14 protein-coding genes and 1 pseudogene are annotated in these 14,249 nt (G+C 65.6%); 6 read left to right on the top strand and 9 right to left on the bottom strand.

What is annotated here, in order from left to right; all coding sequences use genetic code 11:
* Window positions 1-7 precede the first annotated feature (7 nt).
* From H165_RS0112555 to H165_RS0112540, 4 genes are all read right to left on the bottom strand, one after another.
* Window positions 8-1,675, bottom strand: a complete 1,668-nt coding sequence (locus H165_RS0112555; RefSeq protein ID WP_026146601.1) for an AMP-binding protein — start codon at window positions 1,673-1,675, stop codon at window positions 8-10.
* Between the two features lie 151 nt (window positions 1,676-1,826).
* Window positions 1,827-2,285 carry a phosphohistidine phosphatase SixA gene (sixA, locus tag H165_RS0112550; RefSeq protein WP_017939281.1) on the bottom strand — a complete coding sequence of 153 codons (459 nt, stop codon included), beginning with the start codon at window positions 2,283-2,285 and terminating at the stop codon, window positions 1,827-1,829.
* Entirely contained in the window at window positions 2,282-2,626 is a 345-nt protein-coding gene (locus H165_RS0112545; RefSeq protein WP_017939280.1) for a DUF4389 domain-containing protein, read from the bottom strand. Before H165_RS0112545 ends, sixA begins: the two co-directional genes overlap by 4 nt.
* Before the next feature lie 12 nt (window positions 2,627-2,638).
* Window positions 2,639-3,661: an NAD(P)H-dependent glycerol-3-phosphate dehydrogenase gene (locus H165_RS0112540; protein ID WP_017939279.1), complete on the bottom strand. Its 1,023-nt coding sequence runs from the start codon at window positions 3,659-3,661 to the stop codon at window positions 2,639-2,641.
* A 289-nt stretch (window positions 3,662-3,950) separates the two neighbouring features.
* On the opposite strand from H165_RS0112540, the gene H165_RS0112535 reads away from it, so the two are divergent.
* The 4 genes and pseudogenes from H165_RS0112535 to H165_RS19610 all read left to right on the top strand — a co-directional run.
* Window positions 3,951-5,867, top strand: a complete 1,917-nt coding sequence (locus H165_RS0112535; RefSeq protein ID WP_017939278.1) for a response regulator — start codon at window positions 3,951-3,953, stop codon at window positions 5,865-5,867.
* Between the two features lie 216 nt (window positions 5,868-6,083).
* Window positions 6,084-6,602: a 3-hydroxyacyl-[acyl-carrier-protein] dehydratase FabA gene (gene fabA / locus H165_RS0112530; protein WP_017939277.1), complete on the top strand. Its 519-nt coding sequence runs from the start codon at window positions 6,084-6,086 to the stop codon at window positions 6,600-6,602.
* 11 nt (window positions 6,603-6,613) lie between these two features.
* On the top strand, window positions 6,614-7,834 hold the full coding sequence (gene fabB, locus H165_RS0112525) for a beta-ketoacyl-ACP synthase I (RefSeq protein ID WP_017939276.1): 1,221 nt from the start codon (window positions 6,614-6,616) through the stop codon (window positions 7,832-7,834).
* A gap of 51 nt (window positions 7,835-7,885) precedes the next feature.
* Window positions 7,886-8,322: pseudogene (locus H165_RS19610) on the top strand (integrase core domain-containing protein); the annotation flags it as partial.
* A gap of 169 nt (window positions 8,323-8,491) precedes the next feature.
* On the opposite strand, the gene H165_RS0112515 reads toward H165_RS19610, so the two are convergent.
* The 3 genes from H165_RS0112515 to H165_RS0112505 all read right to left on the bottom strand — a co-directional run bounded on the left by H165_RS0112515 (window position 8,492) and on the right by H165_RS0112505 (window position 10,483).
* Window positions 8,492-9,298 (bottom strand): OmpA family protein, encoded by an 807-nt coding sequence (locus H165_RS0112515; protein ID WP_017939274.1) that lies wholly within the window; start codon window positions 9,296-9,298, stop codon window positions 8,492-8,494.
* A complete protein-coding gene (locus tag H165_RS0112510; RefSeq protein WP_169333530.1) occupies window positions 9,295-9,567 on the bottom strand; it encodes a DUF4398 domain-containing protein in 273 nt (90 codons plus the stop codon). The genes H165_RS0112515 and H165_RS0112510 overlap by 4 nt, the downstream gene beginning before the upstream one ends.
* A gap of 94 nt (window positions 9,568-9,661) precedes the next feature.
* Complete coding sequence (locus H165_RS0112505) at window positions 9,662-10,483, bottom strand: substrate-binding periplasmic protein (RefSeq protein ID WP_026146600.1); 822 nt, start codon at window positions 10,481-10,483, stop codon at window positions 9,662-9,664.
* A gap of 147 nt (window positions 10,484-10,630) precedes the next feature.
* Here H165_RS0112505 and H165_RS0112500 point away from each other — a divergent pair, with 147 nt between their 5' ends.
* The gene (locus H165_RS0112500) at window positions 10,631-11,557 is read left to right on the top strand and encodes an alpha/beta fold hydrolase (RefSeq protein ID WP_026146599.1); all 927 of its coding nucleotides are present in this window, start codon (window positions 10,631-10,633) and stop codon (window positions 11,555-11,557) included.
* Between the two features lie 67 nt (window positions 11,558-11,624).
* On the opposite strand, the gene H165_RS0112495 is transcribed toward H165_RS0112500, so the two are convergent.
* Window positions 11,625-12,554, bottom strand: coding sequence for an electron transfer flavoprotein subunit alpha/FixB family protein (locus H165_RS0112495; protein WP_017939270.1), 930 nt, complete (start codon window positions 12,552-12,554; stop codon window positions 11,625-11,627).
* A gap of 1 nt (window position 12,555) precedes the next feature.
* Window positions 12,556-13,305 carry an electron transfer flavoprotein subunit beta/FixA family protein gene (locus tag H165_RS0112490; protein ID WP_026146598.1) on the bottom strand — a complete coding sequence of 250 codons (750 nt, stop codon included), beginning with the start codon at window positions 13,303-13,305 and terminating at the stop codon, window positions 12,556-12,558.
* Between the two features lie 318 nt (window positions 13,306-13,623).
* Here H165_RS0112490 and H165_RS0112485 point away from each other — a divergent pair.
* The coding region (locus H165_RS0112485) for an NAD(P)/FAD-dependent oxidoreductase (protein WP_040640643.1) at window positions 13,624-14,249 on the top strand (626 nt) is incomplete at its 3' end.

Below are 14,249 nucleotides of genomic sequence, written 5' to 3'. Positions count from 1 at the left end.
TCAGTCCTCATTCGTGCCAGAGCACCGTCTCGCGACGCTCCAGCCAGTGCTGGTAATGGCCCTGGTAGGTGCTTTCCACCACGCTGCGCTTGATCTTCATAGTCGGCGTGAGAAAGCCGTTCTCCACGGTCCACATCTCGTTGAGCAGCACCAGGGTGAGCAGCCGCTCGTGCTTGTCGAGGGTATTGTTCACCTCGTCGAGCAGATGCCGGAAGTTGCTCTCCAGCTCCGACCTGGCGCCGTTGATCGCCTTGTGCCGGCCGGTTTCGGAAAGCACGCAGAGGGCCAGCGGCTGCGGCAGGTTGTCGCCGACCACGCAGACCTGTTCGATCAGCGGGTGCACCGCCAGACGGTTCTCGATGGGCGCCGGGGCCACGTACTTGCCCTTGCTGGTCTTGAAGATCTCTTTCAGGCGACCGGTCAGGCGCAGGTAGCCCTCGGCATCCACCTCGCCCTTGTCTCCGGTGCGCAGGAAGCCGTCCGGGGTGATGGCCTCGGCGGTGCGTTCCGGGTCCTTGTAGTAGCCGATCATGGTGGCGCCACTGCGCACCTGCACCTCGCCCTCCTCGCTGATGCGCACCTCCACGCCCGGGTTGGCGCGGCCGATCCAGCCGGACTTGAACTCGCCCTTACGGCAGATGTGCGAGTAACCGCAGTTCTCGGTCATGCCGTAGACCTCCATGATGTCCACGCCGAGGCGCTGGTACCAGTTGAGCAGCGCATCGGGCACCGGCGCGGCGCCGCAGAAGGCCAGGCGCAGCGCATCCATGCCCAGGCCGGCAAGCACCTTGCGGCCGACGATGCCGCCGATCACCGGCAGCTTGAGGAGGAAATCCAGGCGTGCCGCCGGGATCTTCGAGTAGACGCCCATCTGGAACTTGGTCCAGATCCGCGGCACGCCGAACATCAGCGTCGGCCGGGCACGGCGCAGGTCGGCCAGGAAGGTGTCCAGGCTCTCGGCGAAGAACACCGTCATGCCACCGTACAGCGAGCTCAACTCGACGAACACCCGCTCCGCCACGTGGCACAGCGGCAGGTAGGAGATCAGCCGGTCCGCCTCGTTGGTGGAGAACAGACGCTGGCCGTTCTCGGCGGCGAAGGCGAAGTTGGCGAAGTTGTGCATCACCCCCTTGGGCGTGCCGGTGGTACCGGAGGTGTAGATGATGGTGGCGAGCTGGTCGAGTCGGCCGGTGGGGTTGTCGCGGATCGGCGTGCTGGCCTGCAGGTCGCTCCACCGGTAGTCGAACTGCCCTTGCGGATGCAGCGGCAGGGCGATGGTCGGCACCCCTTCGGGCACCCCGGGAGCCATGCTCGGCCAGTCGTCCAGCTTGCCGATGAACACCAGCGCGCTCTCGGAATGCTCCAGCACCTGGCGCACGGACTCAGCGGTGAGGTTGGGATAGAGGGGCACGGACACATGGCCGGCCATCCAGATGGCCAGGTCGGCGATGATCCAGTGGGCGCAGTTCTTGGAAATGATCGCGATACGGCTGCCCGGCGGCAGCTCCCGGGAACGCAGCCAGTTGGCCGCGCGTCTGGCCTGTTCGCCGACGTCCGCCCAGGTCAGTTCCTCGATCCGTCCGCCGCCCATCGGCTGTACCATGTAGCGCCTCTCCGGATGGCGAGCCTCACGCTCGTAGAACACCTCCAGCGGCAAACGCATTGCATCAGCCACGACATCCTCCTAGTTATTCTTGTAGTGGGGACAGCCTACCAAGCAATTGCTTGGTCGAATATTCCATGCCGCAAGGCAAGGTGCAAGTCAGGAAATGTATCCGTGTGTAGTCGCGGCCCCTCCCCGGCAAGACACTCGGGGACGGCGCGGCTCAGCGTGGATGGACCAGGGCCAGCAGCTCCATGCTACCGGCGGCGAACAGCTCACCGTCCAGCTCGGCGAGGCTGGCGGTGCGCATCGGCAGCGGCTGCTCGAGGTGGCCATGGAGCAGCAGGCCGGCGAGGTCGCCGATGAACGGCTGGTGGCTGACCAGCAGCACCTCGCGGCCCTCGTAGGCGTCCAGCCGGCGCAGCGCCTCGCGCGGGTCGCTGTCCGGGGTCAGCCAGGGCACTGTGGTGATCGCCATGGGCAGGCCCAGGGTCTCGCGCACCACCTCGGCGGTCTGCTGAGCGCGCACGTAGGGGCTGGCGAGGATCGCCTGCAGCGGCCGCCCCTCCAGCTGCACGGCCGCCTGGCCGGCTTCCTTGCGGCCGCGCAGGGTCAGGTGGCGCTCGGCGTCAGTCCGTGCCCACGGCTCCGCCTCGCCGTGGCGCAGCAGCCATAGCCTCACAGGCGCGGCTCTTCGTCACGCACAGGATGCTCGGCCGGCGGCACCTCGTGGGGCGCCTCGCCTTCCGGGGCGCGCGGCGCCGGCCAGTCGGCGAACGGCCAGGGCTTCTCCTCGGTGTTGAAGGTGCCGAAGCGGCCGATCTGCTGCAGGTACTGGCTGAGACTGTCGCCGAAGCCCCGCAGGGTGGCGTTGGGAGCGCCATAGAACAGCCGGTAGCCCAGCTGTAGCAGCACCACCGCGCCGAGGACCAGCTCGGCAACCTGCCAGACGATGACGAATACCGCCATCCAGAGGATGCGCAGCAGGATCGATTCGCGCTGCAGATCGTTGCTCTCGCTCATGTCAGTGCTCTCCTAGAAGCCTTTCGGGGAAATGAAATCCACGTCCGTCTTCGGCTCGCCGCGCATCAACGCCTCGATCACCTGGGCCAGGGTGCGGCCCTCGAAGAGGATAGCGTGCAGGCCAGCCACCAGCGGCATGTAGATCTGCAGTTCCTCGGCCTTGGCCTTGAGCACCCGCAGGGTGTTCACCCCTTCCGCCGTCTCCCCCAGACGCGCCACCGCCTCCTCCAGGCTCAGGCCCTCGCCGAGGGCGTGGCCGACCTGGAAGTTGCGGCTCTTCGGCGAGGAGCAGGTGACGATCAGGTCGCCCACCCCGGCAAGCCCCAGGAAGGTCATGGGATTGGCGCCGAGCTTGACGGCGAAGCGGGTCATCTCCGCCAGGGCACGGGTGATCAGCATGCTCTTGGTGTTCTCGCCCATGCCCAGAGCCGCGGCCATCCCGGACATGATGGCGTAGACGTTCTTCAGCGCACCGCCCAGCTCCACGCCGAAACGGTCGCCGCTGGCGTAGACGCGGAAGGTGCGACCGTGCAGCACCGCCTGCACGTTGCGGCACAGCACCTCGTCCTCGCTGGCCACCACGGTGGCGGTCAACGCGTGCTCGGCGATCTCGCGGGCCAGGTTGGGGCCGGAGAGGACGCCGATGCGCGCCTGCGGAGCGATTTCCTCGAGGATCTGGCTCATCAGCTTGAAGCTCTGCGCCTCGATGCCCTTGGTCAGGCTGATCAGCTGCTTGCCGGCGAGCAGCTCGGCGTGGGGCTGCAGGGCGCTGCGCAGTGCGCTAGACGGCAGGGCGACGAAGATCAGCGCGCTGCCGCGCAGGGTGGCGGCCAGGTCGGTGACCGGTTCGACGGCGGGATGGATCTTCACCCCCTTGAGGTAGCGCGGGTTCTCGCGAGTCGTGCGGATCGCCTCCGCCTGCTCGCTGTCGCGCATCCACAGGCGCACCTGCTGGCCGTTCTCTGCCAGCAGGTTGGCGATCGCCGTACCGAAGCTGCCGCCACCGAGGACGGCAATGGGTTGCTGCTCTGTCATGAAGGAATCCGTGCTGGGCCATCCGAATGGCCAATGGCGGCCATTATACGGGCCGCGACCGGGCCGGCGACAATTTGCCTGTACCCGCCGAAGTCATTGATAATCCGGCGGAATTCGTCCGCCGCTGGCTTCCTGCGGCTCTCCCGGTCGCTACGGAGCGACCCGGCCGCAGTCTGGACGCTCCGGGAAACAGCGCTCTAGCATAGGCACTTCCCACGGACGATCCGCAACGAGACAACAGGATGCGCCGCTCTCCGACGCCGTGTCCCCCGGCACGGACATTCCGGTCATGAAACTGCGCCCAGGCTGGGACATCCACTCACAGACCCAACTGATCGGTCTCGGCCCTGCCCTGCTGCTGACCCTGCTGCTGACCGCCTTCTTCATCTTCGCCCGTCTCCAGGACCTGCGCGAGGAGCTCAACCATACCGGCCAACTGATCGCCAGCCAGCTCGCTCCGGCCAGCGAATACGGCGTGGCCAGCGGCAACCGGCAGGTGATCGACAACCTGCTCAAGGCCACCCTGAACACCCCCCACGTGCGCTTCCTCGAGGTGCGCGACCGCGAGGACGCCATCCTCGCCTACGTGGAGCGCCCCGCCGAGCAGGCCACCAGCCAGGTGGAGATTTTCCATGCGCCCATCTACCGCCAGCGCGTCGCCCCCCTGCCCTACAACCTGGAGCGCCTGAACAGCCCGGACGACTATCTGGGCCGTGTGGTGGTGGGCATGTCCAGCGACGCCTTCAGCACCCGTCAGCAGGAGATACTGCTCAAGGCCGCGGTGCTCGGTCTGGTCGCTCTGGTACTCACCTTCCTGATCGCCCGTCGCCTGGCGCGCCGCCTGTCGCAGCCGATCAGCACCATGGGCAAGGCGGTGGAGGCCATCCAGGGCGGCGACTACGAGGTCCGCCTGCCGGCCCACGAGGACGGGGAGCTGGGCGACCTGGCCCGGCACATCAACGACCTGGCCAGCGCCCTCGGCAAGGCCAGCCGCGAACAGCAGCAGGCCATGGCCCAGTTGATCAAGGCCCGCGAGGAAGCCGAGCAGGCCAGCCGCATCAAGTCGGAGTTCCTGGCGATGATGAGCCACGAGCTGCGCACCCCCATGAACGGCGTGCTGGGCATGCTGCAGCTGCTGGAGACCACCGAGCTGACCCAGGAACAGACCGAGTACACCGCCCTGGCCACCGAATCCACCGAGCACCTGCTCAAGGTGATCAACGACATTCTCGACTTCTCGCGTATCGAGCGCGGCGCCCTGGAGCTGGAGCAGATCCCCTTCAACCTGCTGGAGCTGCTGCAGAGCTCGGTGCAATCCTTCCAGCACAGCGCCCAGCAGCGCGGCCTGGAGCTGAGCCTGGAGGCCCAGACGGGACTCGAGCGGATCGAGGTGCACGGCGACCCGACGCGCATCCGCCAGATCCTCGTCAACCTGCTCAGCAACGCCTTGAAGTTCACCGAGGAGGGCGGCATCCGCCTGGTGGCGCGCTGGCAGACCCTAGATCACGAGGTGCTGTGGTTCAACTGCGCGGTGCACGACAGCGGCATCGGCATCCCCGCGGAACGCCTGGAGGGCATGTTCGACGCCTTCCAGCAGGCCGACAGCTCGATCTCCCGGCGCTACGGCGGCACCGGCCTGGGCCTGGCCATCGCCCGCACCCTGGCTGAACGCATGGGCGGCACCCTGCACGCGCAAAGCCAGGAGGGCAAGGGCTCGGTGTTCACCCTGGAGATCCCCCTGCCGTTCCGCGAGAAGAGCAGCGAAGCCAGGCCGCACCAGGCACCGGAATACGCTCCGGCCGACGGCCACGAGGTGCTCCTGGTGGAAGACAACCCGGTCAACCAGACGGTCATCGAGGCCATGCTGCGCAGCCTCGGCTACCGGGTCACCCTGGTCACCGACGGCGCCCAGGCGGTGCACTGCGCTACCCAGAAACATTTTGCAGCGATTCTCATGGACTGCCGGCTGCCGGTCATGGACGGCTACGAGGCGACCCGACGCATCCGCGAGCAGCGCGGGCCAGACCAGTTGCCGATCATCGCCCTTACCGCCAATGCCCTGCAGGGCGACCGGGAAGTCTGTCTACAGGCAGGGATGAACGATTACCTGGCCAAGCCCTTCAAGCGCGCCGACTTGCAACGCATCCTGCAGCGCTGGCTGCCTACCGCCCGAAATGATGGAATCACAACACCCTTCGACGGATGATCGCCCATCCGGGCGCGGCATGGTGTACAACTGTGCTCTTGCTGCTGTGACTTTCCGCCTCAGCCAGCAGTCTATGGCTAGGTTCTCCACCGAAAACGGCCGAGCGCAGGTCGTTTTCCCACGGAAGCCCAGGCTGACGAAAGTGCCGCCAAGCACATCGCAGCCTCAAGATCCGCCCCACCCTGCGACACAAACAGGGATTACTGAGGAGTTCGCATGACGACCAAACAATCCGCCTATACCCGGGAAGACCTGTTGCGCTGCAGCCGCGGCGAACTCTTTGGCCCGGGGAACGCGCAACTGCCGGCCCCCAACATGCTGATGGTGGATCGCATCACCTACATCAGCGACAACGGTGGCAAGTACGGCAAGGGCGAGCTGGTCGCAGAGCTGGACATCAACCCCGACCTGTGGTTCTTCGGCTGCCACTTCCTGGGCGACCCAGTAATGCCGGGCTGCCTGGGCCTGGACGCCATGTGGCAGTTGGTCGGCTTCTTCCTCGGCTGGCAGGGTTACCCCGGGCGCGGCCGGGCGCTGGGCTCCGGTGAAGTGAAGTTCTTCGGCCAGGTCCTACCGAGCGCCAAGAAGGTCACCTACAACATCCACATCAAGCGCACCATCAACCGTTCGCTGATTCTCGCCATCGCCGATGGCACCGTCAGCGTCGATGGCCGCGAAATCTATAGTGCCGAGGGCTTGCGCGTCGGCCTGTTCACCTCCACCGACAATTTCTAAGGGTTATCCGCATGCGTCGCGTCGTGATTACCGGCCTGGGCATCGTTTCCTGCCTGGGCAATGACAAAGAGACCGTCTCCGCCAACCTGCGCGCCGGACGCGCCGGTATCCGCTTCAACCCCTCCTACGCGGAAATGGGCCTGCGCAGCCAGGTATCCGGGTCGGTGGACCTGAACCTGGAAGAGCTGATCGACCGCAAGGTCTACCGCTTCATGGGCGACGCAGCGGCCTACGCCTACCTGGCCATGGAACAGGCCATCGAGGACTCCGGACTGACCCCGGAGCTGATCTCCAACCCGCGCACCGGCCTGATCGCCGGCTCCGGCGGCGCTTCCACCGTCAACCAGATGGAAGCCATCGACATCCTCCGCGAGAAGGGCGTCAAGCGCATCGGCCCATACCGCGTTCCTCGCACCATGAGCAGCACCGTGTCGGCCTGCCTGGCCACCCCGTTCCAGATCAAGGGCCTCAACTACTCGATCTCCTCGGCTTGCGCCACCAGCGCCCACTGCATCGGCCATGCGATGGAACAGATTCAGATGGGCAAGCAGGATGTGGTTTTCGCCGGCGGCGGAGAAGAGGAACACTGGAGCCAGAGCTGCCTGTTCGACGCCATGGGCGCCCTCTCCACCCAGTACAACGACTCGCCGGAAAAAGCCTCGCGCGCCTACGATGCCAAACGTGACGGCTTCGTGATCGCCGGCGGCGGCGGCATGGTGGTGGTCGAAGAGCTGGAGCACGCCCTCAAGCGCGGCGCCAAGATCTACGCCGAGATCGTCGGCTACGGCGCCACCTCGGACGGCTACGACATGGTCGCGCCGAGCGGCGAAGGCGCAGTGCGCTGCATGCAGCAGGCGCTGTCCACCGTCAGCGAGCCGATCGACTACCTGAACACCCACGGTACCTCCACTCCGGTGGGCGACGTGGCGGAAGCCCGCGCGGTACGCGAAGTCTTCGGCGACAAGGCACCGAAGATCAGCTCTACCAAGAGCCTGTCCGGCCACTCCCTGGGCGCCGCCGGCGTGCACGAGGCGATCTACTGCATGCTGATGATGCAGGGCAACTTCCTGGCCGGTTCCGCCAACATCGAGGAGCTGGATCCGGAGGTCGCCGACCTGCCGATCCTCCGTGCCACCGAGGAGAACGCCAAGGTGGACCTGGTGATGAGCAACAGCTTCGGCTTCGGCGGCACCAACGCCACCCTGGTGCTGAAGCGCTGGACCGGCCAGTAAGCCGTTCCGCCACTCAGAGAAAGGGCGCCCGAAGGCGCCCTTTTTTCATTCGCCTCCTCGGGCAAGATCCTCGGCTACCACGTCCGTGAGGGGCTGCATGCCAAGTCGGTGGCCCAGGCCTTCGGCCTGGCGTTACGGCAGCGCCAGACGCGTCATGCACTTCCATCACCCGAATCGCGGCATCCGGTACTGCTCCACACACTTTCAGCGCTGCATGCGCAGCACGGCGTTACCTGCCCGATGAGCGACGGTTACGACTGCTACCAGAACGCGCTGGCCGGCGGGTCAACAGCATCCTGAAGAACGAACTGCTGATCCACTGCCCGCAAGACCTGATGCAGGCGCGCCAGATGGAGCGCGAGGCAGTGAATATCCATGACCGGGAGCGCCCTCACCAGACTCTGGAATACAAAACGCCCGATGCGGTGCATCGGGCGTTTCGAGCTCTGCGGCTTGGTCTGATAGGTGTAAACCTATTTCAGGGCTAGACACCGACGGCCACCGTCACCTTGACCGTGTGTCCTGGAGCAGCCCACAGAACTCGGCATCGTCGTCGATCCAGTACCCCGAATCGGTGCAGACATGACCTCATCTCCATCCAGCGGGGTGCAAGACCATAACTCCGAGCCCTGCCGGCGGGTATCGCAGATCGTCCACTCAGCGCCGGGCAGCGCCGAGTTGGCCCTGCTCGTCGGAAAAGACGATCTCCACCCGGCGGTTCAGGGCTCGACCGCGGCTGGAGGCGTTGTCGGCGACCGGAAAGTCCGGACCGTAGCCCTCCACCTGGATACGTTTGGGATCGATACCCAAGTCGATCAGCGCGTCGGCCACCGCCTGGGCCCGCTCGCGGGACAGGATCAGGTTGTCCTGGCGCTCCCCGGTACTGTCGGTATAACCCTCGATGCGCAGAATGCGCTGCGGATTGAGCTGGAGGAACTGCACCAGCTTGAGGATGGTACGGCTGGCCGCCGGCTTGAGCTCGGCCTTGCCGGCGTCGAAGAGCACGTCGCCGAGGGTCATCACCAGGCCGCGGTTCTCGTCACCGGTGGACAGGCTGACGATCTGCTCCTCCAGCCACCTGCCCTGCTCCTGCACGTTGAGCAGGCGGGCCTCGCGCAGCGCCAGTTGCAGGCGGGCGCGCTCCAGCTCCAGCTTGGCGCGGCGTTCCTCGTTGAGCTTCAGCGCAGTGTGCTGGGTGGCGATCTCGCTGTAGCGCCGGCTCAGGTAGGCGTAGTGTTCGACGTCATCGCCGCTGCCCCAGTAGCTGGACAGGCGGTCGGCGCGGGCCAGCGACTCGCCGGCACGGATCACGTCCTTGGGCGCCACGCGCAGTACGTCCGGATCCTCCTTGACCTTCTGGAAGGCCTCCCGGGCCGCTTCCAGGCTCTCGCCGCCCTGGTGGGTGGCGCAGCCGCTCAGCACGCCCAGGGTCAGCAGGGTGCCAACGAAACCGATCCGCTTCACTGCATGTCCCCCAATTGTTTGCGCAGGCGGGTGATGCGGGCCTTCAACTCGGCGAGCTGCTCCTCGCTCTTGCCGGTCAGCACCTGCGCCTCGGCCAGGCGCGCATCCAGTTCGGCCTGCTCGGCCAGCACCCGCGCCCGCTTGTAATCCTCTTCAGCCATGTTCTTGTGGGCCCGGGCCAGCTTCTGCTCGGCCAGGCGCATGGCTTCGATCTCCTCGGTCGCACCTATCGCCCGCGCCTGCTCCACGGCCTGCTCGGTCAGGCGCATCTGTTCGTGGGGGGCGGGATCGTTAGCGCAGCCGGCCAGGGCCAACAGGGCAAGGCCGGTTACCAAAATGCGTTTGTCGATCACCTGGCAGTTCCTACTGGGTCGATTCCGTGGAAGGCTGCAGCAGCTGCTGCTTCCAGCGCTCTAGGTTGCGCTGCAGGATGGCGTCTGGCACGCCGGCGGAGACCAATTCTGTCATCTTTTTCGCCAGCTGTCCGCGCAGCCAGGCGTCGTTGCAGGCCGAGTTGTGGGACAGGGTCAGGTACAGCCCCTCGCTGGACACCTCCGGCTCCAGCGCCTGCAGGTCGCCGAGCATGCCCAGGGTGTCGGCCACCGCCAGGCCGGGATAGAGCTCGTAGACCACGTAGTCGCTGCGCCCGAGCATCAGCTTCTGGAAGGCCTGGGTCAGCGACGGCACGGACTCCAGGGTCAGGTTGGCCTTGGCGAAGGCATCGAACGCCCGACCGTGGCTGTTGTTCAGCACCACTCCGCCGCGCCGCTCACGCAGGTCGTCCCAGCCGGCATAAGGAAAGACGCGGTCCTTGTGCACCCAGACCACGCTGGCGGTATGGAAGATCGCCGGATGCACGTAGTCCATCTGCTCCAGACGCGGCAGAGTGATGAAGGCGCCGGCGATCAGGTCGACCCGACCGGTGCGCACCTCGTCCTGGGCGCGGGACCAGGGGCCGGTGTAGAGCACGTCGATCTGTATCTTGAGGGCCTTGGCGATCTCCTCGAGCAGATCGGCATTGGCGCCGATCAACCTATCCGGATTCGCCGGGTCCCGCCACAGATACGGCGGATATTCCGGATTGCCGGTGGCCACCAGCCGCTCGCACTTGCCAGCCGCCGAGGCCAGCAGGGGCAGCAGCCCCAGGCCCAGCAACCAGCTACGCCAAGAGGAATATTTTCGCATCGGGCTCTCTCTGAACAGGTCCATGAAGCGGTTCAGGTCCGCACAGCGGACTTCATGCTAGGGTCCTTCGCTGTTACGTCGCCGCAGCGGCGAAACAGCGAACACTCTATGCTCAACATAATAACTGCTCACTATAAGGCCTGACGCATGAGGAAACTGCTTTCCGCACTCCTGGCCAGCATGATTCTGGTCGCTGCGGTGCTGTATTTCTCCCCTGCCGCCCTGCTCACCGGCATCCGACTCCTCGACCTGCAACTGGCCGGCCTCTCCGAACGGCAGCAGGAAGTGGCCGGACTGAGCATCCACTACTACGAAGGCGGCCCGCGGGAGGCCGAGACCATACTGCTGATCCACGGCTTCGCCGCCAACAAGGACAACTGGCCGCGCTTCGCCCGCTACCTGACCGACCGCTACCGTGTGATCGCCATCGACCTGCCCGGCTTCGGCGAAAGTAGCAAACCGGACGCCAGCTATGACGTGGGCAGCCAGGTGGAACGCCTCGCCGCCTTTATCCGGGCCCTCGGCATCCAGCGCCTGCACCTGGTGGGCAACTCCATGGGCGGCCACATCGGTGCCCTGTACGCCGCTCGCTACCCCAGTCAGATACTCAGCCTGGCGCTGTTCGCCAATGCCGGAGTCACCTCACCGAGACCCAGCGAGCTGCGCCAGCGCTTGGAAAACGGCCAGGCCAACCCGCTGCTGGTCGACAGCGCCGAGGACTTCCAGCGCCTGCTGGACTTCGTCTTCGTCGAGCCGCCGGCCCTGCCGGAACGGGTCAAGGGCTACCTGGCCGAGCGGGCTGTGGCCAGCAGCGCCAGCAACCGGCGGATCTTCCAGCAACTGGTCGAGCGCTATATCCCTCTGGAGCCCGAGCTGCCGAAGATCCAGGCCCCCACCCTGCTGCTCTGGGGCGACCGCGACCGCCTGCTCGACGTGTCCAGCATCGAGGTGATGCGACCACTGCTGAAGAAGCCCAGCGTGGTGATCATGGCGAACTGCGGCCATGCACCCATGGTCGAACGCCCGGAGGAAACCGCTCGGCACTATCTGGCCTTCCTCGCCAGCCAGCACTGAGCGAACACCGGACAAAAAGAAGCCCGTGGATAAGCGGGCTTCTTCATGGACGGGCGAGACCGGTCGATTAGACCAGTTTCTCCAGTTCCGGCACGGCCTCGAACAGGTCGGCGACCAGGCCGTAGTCGGCCACCTGGAAGATCGGGGCTTCCTCGTCCTTGTTGATGGCGACGATGACCTTGGAGTCCTTCATGCCAGCCAGGTGCTGGATGGCACCGGAGATACCCACGGCGATGTACAGCTGCGGCGCGACGATCTTGCCGGTCTGGCCGACCTGCATGTCGTTGGGCACGAAGCCGGCGTCCACCGCGGCACGGGACGCGCCCACGGCGGCGCCCAGTTTGTCGGCCAGGGCATAGAGCAGCTTGAAGTTTTCGCCGTTCTGCATGCCACGGCCACCGGAGACCACGATCTTGGCGGCGGTCAGTTCCGGACGGTCGCTCTTGGCCAGTTCCTCGCCGACGAAGGCGGACTTGCCGGCGTCGCCACCGATGCTGACAGGCTCGATGGTGGCGCTGCCACCTTCGGCGGCCACGGCGTCGAAGCCGGTGGTCCGGACAGTGATCACCTTCACCGCCGCGCTGGACTGCACGGTGGCGATGGCGTTACCGGCGTAGATCGGCCGCTTGAAGGTGTCGGCGTCGATCACTTCGATGATTTCGGAGATCTGATCCACGTCCAGCAGGGCCGCCACGCGCGGCAGGTAGTTCTTGCCGTTGGTGGTGGCCGGCGCCAGCACGTGGCTGTAGTCCTTGGCCAGTTCGGCGATCAGCGGCGCGACGTTTTCCGGCAGCAGGTGGGCGAAGGCGGCATTGTCGGCAACCAGGACCTTGCTCACCCCGGCCACCTTGGCGGCAGCCTCGGCCACGGCGCCGACGTTCTGGCCGGCGACCAGCACGGCGACGTCGCCACCGATCTTCTGGGCGGCGGCCACGGTATTCAGGGTGGCACCGGCCAGGACGCCATTGTTGTGCTCAGCGATTACCAGGATTGCCATCTCAGATCACCTTCGCTTCGTTCTTCAGTTTCTCGACCAGTTCAGCTACCGACTTGACCTTGATGCCGGCTTGACGCGGGGCCGGGGCCTCGACCTTGAGGGTCTTCACGGTAGAAGCGGTGGACACGCCCAGGGCGTCCGGGGTAACGGTTTCCAGCGGCTTCTTCTTGGCCTTCATGATGTTCGGCAGCGAGGCGTAGCGCGGCTCGTTCAGGCGCAGGTCGGTGGTGACGATCGCCGGCAGGGTCAGGGCGACGGTCTGCAGGCCGCCGTCGATCTCGCGGGTCACGTTGAGCTTGTCGCCGGCCACTTCCACCTTGGAGGCGAAGGTGCCCTGGGCAAAGCCGGTCAGCGCCGCCAGCATCTGGCCGGTCTGGTTGTTGTCGCTGTCGATGGCCTGCTTGCCAAGGATCACCAGCTGCGGCTGCTCCTTGTCGACCACCGCCTTGAGCAGCTTGGCCACGGCCAGAGAGTTCAGCTCCTCGTTGGTTTCCACCAGAATCGCACGATCAGCGCCCAGGGCCAGGGCGGTCCGCAGTTGCTCCTGAGCAGCGCTCGGGCCGACCGACACCACGACGATTTCGCTGGCGACACCCTTCTCTTTCAGACGTACCGCTTCTTCCACGGCGATTTCGCAGAAGGGGTTCATCGACATTTTGACGTTGGCCAGGTCAACGCCAGAGTTGTCCGACTTGACCCGGACCTTGACGTTGTAGTCGACCACTCGCTTGACAGCTACAAGAACCTTCATGGATTCCTCGTTACTCTCCGGTGAATAAGAATGTCGCCAAGGGGGAGCCTGGCGGGTGATGCTCGCCGGCCGGAACCGGCGGTCAGACCATGAAATGGCAGGCGCAAAACCGCCCGTATCTTGACCGCATCCCCCACCTCGGTCAATACGACAGAATTGCCACTCATGAGCCTCGGACGCCTGATTCTAGCAGGGCTCTACAAAATTCAAACAAACGTTTGTATTGGAGCCCGCGGAGGCTGTGGATATAATGCCGCGCGCACCGCTCCTGGAATGCACCATTCCCTGAATAAAAGAAGCCTGAGTAGGAGATTGCCTGTGGAACGCGAATTTATGGAATTCGACGTCGTCATCGTCGGCGCCGGGCCGTCCGGCCTGTCCGCCGCCTGTCGGCTGAAGCAGAAGGCCGCCGAGGCCGGCCAGGAAATCAGCGTCTGCGTCGTCGAGAAAGGTTCCGAAGTCGGCGCCCACATCCTCTCCGGCGCAGTCTTCGAGCCCCGTGCGCTCAACGAACTGTTCCCCAACTGGCAGGAACTCGGCGCCCCGCTCAACACCCCGGTCACCCGCGACGACATCTATCTGCTGAAGAACGCCCAGGCCGCCACCAAGATCCCCAACGCCTTCGTGCCCAAGACCATGCACAACGAAGGCAACTACATCATCTCCCTGGGCAATCTGTGCCGCTGGCTGGCCCAGCAGGCCGAGGCCCTGGGCGTGGAGATCTACCCCGGCTTCGCCGCCCAGGAAGCGTTGATCGACGAGCAGGGCATCGTCCGCGGGATCATCACCGGCGACCTCGGCGTCGACCGCGAGGGCAATCCCAAGGAGGGCTACTACACCCCCGGCATGGAGCTGCGCGCCAAGTACACCCTGTTCGCCGAAGGCTGCCGCGGCCACATCGGCAAGCAGCTGATCAAGCGCTACAAGCTGGATGCCGAAGCCGA

This window comes from Pseudomonas thermotolerans DSM 14292, from assembly GCF_000364625.1.
GTDB classification, from domain to species: domain Bacteria; phylum Pseudomonadota; class Gammaproteobacteria; order Pseudomonadales; family Pseudomonadaceae; genus Aquipseudomonas; species Aquipseudomonas thermotolerans.
Note: the sequence above shows the minus strand (reverse complement) of the source record. Positions and strands in the feature narration are given on the sequence as shown.